Here is a 6,950-nt window from a genome sequence, read left to right as displayed (position 1 = left end):
GTGGTTGCTGCCATCGGGCGCGACCGCGAGAATAGGTGCTTTGGAGGCCAGTGGAGCGCTTTATGCCAACGATAAGCCGTACCGCACTGGTGCCGTACAGTGCTGCAGAGATCTACGATCTGGTCAACGATATCGCCCGCTATCCGGAGTTTGTGCCTTGGTGCAAAGCGTGCGAGATCTTGGCAACGAGCGAGACGACGACGCGGGCGCGCATCACCTTCGCCAAAGGGGGGGTGGAGAAGTCGCTGGTGACGGCGAATGAACATGAGCGTGGTGCCTATATTGATATTGAGCTGGTCGAGGGACCGTTCAAGCACCTGAGGGGGCACTGGCGTTTCTACGATCTTGGTGACGGGGCGGCCAAGGTCACGCTGGATATGGACTTCGAGTTCGCGAGCCGTTTGGTGGAGTTTGCCTTTGGTAAGCTCTTTACGCAGGTGGCTAACCGGCTCGTCGATGCCTTTGTTGAGCGGGCCCGGGAGGTCTACGGTGAGCGCGATGTTCTCTGATTCCGCTGTTGAGACGGTGATTTGTGTTGAAGTGGCCTACGCTCTGCCGGCGCAACAGAGTGTGATTGCGGTCGAGTTGCCGGCCGGTGCAACGGTGGCTGATGCGATTGCCGCCTCGGGGATCTTAGAGCGCCACTCGGAGATCGATCTTACGCAGCAGGCCGTTGGTGTCTTTGGGCAGATCGAGCGCCCCGAGACGCCGCTTCACAACGGCGATCGGGTCGAAATCTACCGCCCCCTACAAGTCGATCCGAAGGCGGCACGGCGCCGGCGGGCCGCCGACGCGAAGGGGTAGGGCGGCAGAAGGGTGGCAGGATAGGGGCGTAGTGGGCGTGCCCGTGGCTATTCCTGCGACCACTTATCCTCGATGGCGGCGACCCGCCCTTGCTCAAAGAAGAGCGTGAAGCGCTGGCGCGGCACCTCATCGGCTCGATCTGGAGTGCCGCTATGCTCATAGAGGTAGTCCCAGCGCTCCGGGGCAAAGGGGTGCTCTAGGAGCGGTTCGCCAAGGATGCTTCGCACTTGCGCCGTGCTCATGCCGGGGCTGATACGGTCGATGTCGGCGCGTTCGAGCCGGTTGCCCTGCTCAATCTCCAGCGATTGTGCAAACGGGAAGCCGCCTGCACAGCCACTGAGGGGGAGCGCCGTGGAGATGGCAAAAGCTTGAAACAATAATAAACTGCATCTGGCTGTATTGTTCATCGTGAGCATGTTAGCCTAGTGGGGGTTGGTTACGGTAGACGAATGAAGGGGGCGCCGTGGACGCAACAGGATTACGCAAAGCCGGGCTCAAGGTCACCTTACCCCGGATGAAGATCTTGGAAGTGCTTGAGCGCAGTGGGCAACGCCACGTCTCGGCCGAAGAGGTGTACCGCTCTTTGCTCGATGCCGGGGACGACATCGGGCTGGCGACGGTCTACCGCGTGCTGACGCAGTTTGAAACGGCGGGGATTGTGGTGCGCCATAACTTTCAAGGGAGTCACTCGGTCTTTGAGCTGAACGACATGAGCCACCACGATCATATCGTCTGTACGCAGTGTGGTCGAGTGGAGGAGTTCGTCGATGAGACTATTGAGCGGCGTCAGCGCGAGAACGCTTCGGGCTGTGATTTCCGCATGACGGGACACTCTTTGGTGCTCTATGGGCTCTGCGCTGCGTGTCTGGAGGCCGAGGAGGAGAGCGTGCGCGAAGCGAGCCGCTGCGAGCGTGCCCCGAGTTGACCTCGGCTTGTGGCCCGCCCCTAGGCCGGCCTTACAGGCGCTCGGCTCTACGGGCGCTTGTTGGTCCCTCGCGGTCTCTTGCGTGGGGCCGCGGCGCTGTATCCGCCGAGCAGCTTGCGGGCGGCGGCGCGCTCGTCGGCACCGATCTGTAGGCCGCCGAGCATGCGAGCGATCTCCTCGATGCGCGCCGTTTGATCGAGCGCGCTGACGCGCGCTCGAGTGGTCTCGGCCGACTGCTCTTTGGCGACGTGGAAGTGGGTGCTCGCCTGTGCGGCAACTTGCGGCAGGTGGGTTACGCAGAGCACTTGATAGCGCTCGCCGAGGGTGTGCAGCAAGCGGCCAACGACCTCGGCGACAGCGCCGCCGATGCCGCTGTCAGCCTCGTCAAAGACGAGCGTAGGTGCGCTATCGGCACGGGCGACGGTAGCAACCTGTAGGGCGAGGCCGAGGCGCGAGAGCTCGCCTCCGGAGGCGATCCGGCTCAGTGGGGCGAGCGGCTGTCCGGGGTTGGTGCGCACCTGCAACTCGACCCGATCAAGGCCGTGGGGGGTCGGCGTCGCCTCGGCTTGATGGGTAACGGCGATCCGTACTTCTGTTCCGGCCATGCCGAGTTCGCCGAGGAGCGCTTCGACGGCGCTGACGAGTGCGACGGCGGCCTTGCTGCGCTGCTGCGAGAGCTGGTGAGCGGCGCCGCGATAGTCACTCTCAAGGCGTTCGCGTTCACTGCGCAGTGCAGCGATGCGGGTCTCGGCGTTCTCTAGGCGCGCGAGCTCGGCCTGTAGCCGCTCTAGGGTCGCGGGCAGCTCGGCGGTCTCTACACGGTGTTTGCGGGCAAGGTCGCGCAGTAGGCCGATCCGCTGCTCGATGGCGGCGAGCTGCTGCGGGTCGCTTTCGAGGGAATCGGTGAAACCGCGCAACACCTGGCAGCCCTCTTCGAGGTGGGCGAGGGCGCCGTCGAAGAGCTCGCGTGCCTGGTGCAGTGCCGCAGCGAGCTGCTCGTATTCGCTGAGTTCGCGCTGCGCCCGCCCGAGGGCGGCCTGTGCTGAGTAATCGGCATCGTAGAGCGCCTCCAGGTGGGTGTGGGCGATGCCGATCAGTTCATCGGCGTGTGCTAGACGCTGATGCTCACGCTCCAGTTCGAGGAGACCCTCGGGAGTTGGGGCTGCTTCGGCGAGTTCGGCGATCTGGTGCTGGAGCAGGGCGAGACGATCTTCGTAGGTGTGCTCATCGGTGACTAACTCGGCGAGTTCGCTGTCGATTGTCCGTAGTTGCTCGTAGAGATCGGCGACGGTGCAGCGTTGTGGCTCGGTCTCGGCGTAGGCATCGAGAAGCACGCGCTGTGCAGCCGGGCGAAGCAACGACTGGTGGGCGTGCTGGCCGTGGATGTCGATCAAGTGCTCGCCGAGAGTGCGCAGCATCTGTAGTGGGACTGGTGTGCTATTAATAAACCCGCGCGATCGACTGTTGCTGTGGATGACTCGGCGGACGATGATCTCCTCATGAAGCGCCTCGGGGGGGGGTGCGGAGGGTTCTGTTGCTGCGGGCGACTCGGTAGATGGCAGTGGCGTATCAGCGTGGTGTTCGCTTAGATCGTGGTCACGCAGCCAGACGGCCGCAGGAGCATTGGGTGGCACCAAGAAGAGCGCGGTGATCTCGGCCTTATTGGCACCGGGACGGATCGTCTCGGCACTGGCTCGATCGCCGAGGCAGAGCCCTAGTGCATCGAGCAGGATCGACTTGCCGGCTCCGGTTTCGCCGGTCAACACATTCATCGCCGCTCCGAGTTCCAGGTCGAGGGCCTCGACGATGGCGAAATTGCGGATGTGGATCTCTCGCAGCACAGCGCCTCTCCGTTCCGTCGGGCTGGCTCTGACTGGTTCCTGTGCGCCCAGGCCCGCGCGGCAGTTTTACGTTTTCGGAGCAGCCGGCCCTGCCCCAGACCTGCACGCCCAGGAAATCGACCAGAAACTCGGCCGCCAGAAACTCGGCTAGACGCGTTCCGGATGATTCGGCGGGGTGCCCCAGCCGAGCTTCGCCCTGAGTATATTGAAGTAGCTATAACCCGGTGGGTGGACCATGCGCAAGGGGCTCGGGTGTGCCCGGACGAGGATACGGCTCTCAGCACTGAGCGCCAGTTCGTGCTGACTGTCGCAGCTGACCCGCACCTGCTCGATAAACTCGGGGTGGACGCGGATCTCGACCTCACTGGCACTGTCGATGACCAGGGGACGGTTGCTGAGTGAGTGTGGGCTGATCGGCACCAGCACCATGGCGTGCAGGTTGGGGTGGACAATCGGCCCTCCTCCCGCCAGGGCGTAAGCGGTCGAGCCGGTCGGGGTCGCTACGATCAGACCGTCGGAGCGATGCTCGCTCAGCGGCTGATCGTTGATCCAAGTCGATAGCTCGATCATCCGGGCGGTATTCCAGCGATGGATGACGACCTCGTTGACGGCGACAGCGCGACCGCTGATATGCCCATCGCGGTGACGCACCTCGACGGTTAAGATCAGGCGCTCATCGATCACGCAGCGACCGGCCAAGACGTCGCTGATTTCATGCAGGTGCTGTGGGTGCACGTCGACGAGAAACCCTAGGCGGCCCCGATTGATACCCATCAAGGCAGCGTTGGGGTGGCCCGCAAGCGCCCGGGCCACATGGATCAAGGTGCCATCGCCGCCGATGGCGATCACCAGATCGCTGTGCTCCAGGAGCTCGGCGCGGGGCGCGCGCAGGTGGTCGGCGCAGCCTCCGGCTGCCACTGTTGTGGCGTCGATGCGGGTGCGGCAGCTGTGCGCCTGTAAGATCGGCAGCAACCGTTCCAGGATCTCGAAGACGGCACGGTCGCCGGGTTTGCCGATGATGCCGATGGACCGAAAAGGGGGGGGATGCTCGCTCATGGCGCCAAACACTACCACATTGGGCGCAAGGAACGGGCGCACCGCTTGCGGCGGTGCCGGGCGCGATCACCACACTCAGTTGACGTCGCTGCGCGGGGTTGCTAGATTCCCGGCACCTCTCACTACGCAGGCCCGAACTCTGGGGCCGACTCTGGTCGAATGCCGAACGCTGATGCCGAACGCTTATGAGCTCGCCGCACGAGCCCGAGCTGAGTGAACGCGCGCGGACTCTGCTGCGCGCCTTGGTGCGTCGTTACATCAGTGACGGCAAGCCGGTCGGTTCGCGGATTCTGGCGCGTGAGGCGCGAGTGCCGGTCAGTGCAGCGACCGTGCGCAACGTCATGGCCGATCTCGAAGAGCAGGGCTATCTGGCCTCGCCACACACCTCAGCCGGGCGGGTGCCGACTGAACGCGGGCTGCGTTTCTACGTCGATTGCCTGCTGCAGGTTCAGCCCATGGAGAGCGAGACGGTGGAGCGGTTGCGGCGGCGTTTGAGTCGTGATCGTGAAGTCGGCAGTGAGGGGCTTGCCGACTCGGCCTCGAATCTGCTCTCCCGCTTAACTCACTTGGCTGGGGTGGTGACGTTGCCACGGCGCGAGTGGGCAGTGTTGCGCCATATCGAGTTTTTGCCCCTCTCCGGGCAGCGTGTGCTCGCCATCCTCGTGATCAACGAGCGCGAGGTGCAGAATCGGGTCATCCAGACTGATCGCGAACTCAGCGAAGCGGAGCTGCAGCAGATTGCTAACTATCTGAACAGCGAGTTTGCTGGTCTTGAGGTTGCCACGGTGCGTGACCGTCTAGTGGCGGCGATGCACGCCGATCGGCGCCGGATTGATGCCCTGATGCGCTCGGCGGCGGAGGTTGGCGGTAAGGCCTTCGCCCCGGAGCGCGACGCTGAGGGCTACGTGATGGCCGGCCAGACCAATCTGATGGAGCTTGCCGAACTCTCCGATGTTGAGCGGCTGCGCCGGCTCTTCGAGGCCTTCACCCGGAAGCGGGATATCCTGCACGTGCTTGATCGCTGTGCTTCGGCCGAGGGAGTACAGATCTTTATCGGCCAAGAGGCCGGGTATGAGGTCTTCGACGGCCTCTCCTTGGTGACTGCCCGGTACGCTGTCGAAGGCGAGCCAGCTGGAGTGCTTGGTGTCATTGGTCCGACGCGCATGCCGTATGATCGGATCATTCCTGTTGTCGATGTGACCGCCCGCTTGCTTGGGGCGGCCTTGAATTCGTCGCGCTAAATCCCCAAGCAGGGACGAGCAGCGGCTTTTGCCGCTAGCGGAACGGCGTTCGGCTGGCCCTCTGGCCGGTCCGGGGGGGGGCGGCGCGTTGTTAATGCGGTTCAGTGGTTTTCAGTGGTTTTTGGTAGCGTGATGTGAACAACAGCTCAAGCCAGCGGAGCAGACGATGAGCGACAAGCAACGAGACCATGCAGCCGAGGGGCGTACGCACGCAGAGCATGAGACGGCGCACCCGGCGAGTCGAGAAGAGCACGCGGCGGCGTCGGCGAGCGAGAAAGCGGGGAGAGCTGCCGAGGGCGAGTGGCTAGGCCCGGAGTCTGACGGAGCCTCTGCGGGGGCGACTGGAGCGCGTGCGGAGACGGCGGCGTCCACCGCTGCGGCCGATGAGCGCCACGAGCCGGCGTCCGCTGCACCTGGTGATGAGCAGGACGCTGCAAGGGTGTTCGATGGTGAGCGAGAAGCGTCAGCGCATGCCGGTACCGATACCGCGGTGAGTGACCTGGAGAACGATCCGGTGGTGCTGTGGGCGCGCATTGAACAGCTCGAAAGTGAGCTCACTGAGGCGCGTCATCAGGCCGATACTCACCGTGACCAAGTCCTGCGCCTGCGCGCCGAGGTCGAGAATACCCAACGGCGGGCACAGAAAGACGTCGCTCAAGCACGGCGTCAAGGCTTAGAGCGGGTTGCCGCCGATCTGTTACAGGTCAAAGATAGTCTGGAGATGGGGGTGCAGGCGGCCGAGGAGCAGGAGGCCGATCGCGAGAAACTGCTCGAAGGGACGCAGTTGACCCTGAAGCTGCTGACCCAGGTCTTCGAGCGCTTCCAGATCGAGCCGATCGACCCGCAAGGGGAGCGCTTTAATCCCGAATACCACGAGGCGATGGCTACCCAGCCGAGCAGCGAGCAGGATCCCAACACAGTGCTTCACGTCGTGCAGAAGGGGTACCGGCTTGAGGAGCGGTTGCTGCGTCCGGCTTTGGTCGTGGTGGCGAAGAGGGCCGATGATTCATCTGGCGGCCATAGCGGGGGCACGGTCGATGAGACGGCCTAATGTTGCCCCCTGAAATCACCCCTTGAAATCGC

At 63.8% G+C, this 6,950-nt stretch carries 8 protein-coding genes; 5 read left to right on the top strand and 3 right to left on the bottom strand.

The genetic code is table 11. The features are described 5' to 3' along the window. Nucleotides 1-62 precede the first annotated feature (62 nt). Together CKO15_RS07375 and CKO15_RS07370 are read left to right on the top strand one after the other, a co-directional pair. Nucleotides 63-509 carry a type II toxin-antitoxin system RatA family toxin gene (locus tag CKO15_RS07375; RefSeq protein ID WP_200194081.1) on the top strand — a complete coding sequence of 149 codons (447 nt, stop codon included), beginning with the start codon at nucleotides 63-65 and terminating at the stop codon, nucleotides 507-509. After that, nucleotides 499-804 (top strand): RnfH family protein, encoded by a 306-nt coding sequence (locus CKO15_RS07370; protein ID WP_200194079.1) that lies wholly within the window; start codon nucleotides 499-501, stop codon nucleotides 802-804. Before CKO15_RS07375 ends, CKO15_RS07370 begins: the two co-directional genes overlap by 11 nt. Nucleotides 805-851: 47 nt before the next feature. Here CKO15_RS07370 and CKO15_RS07365 read toward each other — a convergent pair whose 3' ends face one another. Then, nucleotides 852-1,181, bottom strand: coding sequence for an outer membrane protein assembly factor BamE (locus CKO15_RS07365; protein WP_200194077.1), 330 nt, complete (start codon nucleotides 1,179-1,181; stop codon nucleotides 852-854). Nucleotides 1,182-1,267: 86 nt separating this feature from the next. Between CKO15_RS07365 and fur the strand changes: the two genes are divergently transcribed. Further along, complete coding sequence (gene fur, locus CKO15_RS07360; RefSeq protein ID WP_200194075.1) at nucleotides 1,268-1,729, top strand: ferric iron uptake transcriptional regulator; 462 nt, start codon at nucleotides 1,268-1,270, stop codon at nucleotides 1,727-1,729. Nucleotides 1,730-1,776: 47 nt separating this feature from the next. Here fur and CKO15_RS07355 read toward each other — a convergent pair whose 3' ends face one another. Both CKO15_RS07355 and CKO15_RS07350 read right to left on the bottom strand, forming a co-directional pair. After that, the gene (locus tag CKO15_RS07355) at nucleotides 1,777-3,570 is read right to left on the bottom strand and encodes an AAA family ATPase (protein WP_200194073.1); all 1,794 of its coding nucleotides are present in this window, start codon (nucleotides 3,568-3,570) and stop codon (nucleotides 1,777-1,779) included. Nucleotides 3,571-3,717: 147 nt separating this feature from the next. Continuing rightward, entirely contained in the window at nucleotides 3,718-4,626 is a 909-nt protein-coding gene (locus CKO15_RS07350; protein WP_200194072.1) for an NAD(+) kinase, read from the bottom strand. A 185-nt stretch (nucleotides 4,627-4,811) separates the two neighbouring features. On the opposite strand from CKO15_RS07350, the gene hrcA reads away from it, so the two are divergent. Both hrcA and grpE read left to right on the top strand, forming a co-directional pair. Then, complete coding sequence (gene hrcA / locus CKO15_RS07345) at nucleotides 4,812-5,867, top strand: heat-inducible transcriptional repressor HrcA (protein WP_200194070.1); 1,056 nt, start codon at nucleotides 4,812-4,814, stop codon at nucleotides 5,865-5,867. 166 nt (nucleotides 5,868-6,033) lie between these two features. Then, nucleotides 6,034-6,918, top strand: a complete 885-nt coding sequence (grpE, locus tag CKO15_RS07340; RefSeq protein ID WP_200194068.1) for a nucleotide exchange factor GrpE — start codon at nucleotides 6,034-6,036, stop codon at nucleotides 6,916-6,918. The last annotated feature ends 32 nt before the right edge of the window (nucleotides 6,919-6,950 follow it).

The sequence above is a fragment of the Halorhodospira abdelmalekii genome (genome assembly GCF_016583625.1).
GTDB classification, from domain to species: domain Bacteria; phylum Pseudomonadota; class Gammaproteobacteria; order Nitrococcales; family Halorhodospiraceae; genus Halorhodospira; species Halorhodospira abdelmalekii.
Note: the sequence above shows the minus strand (reverse complement) of the source record. Positions and strands in the feature narration are given on the sequence as shown.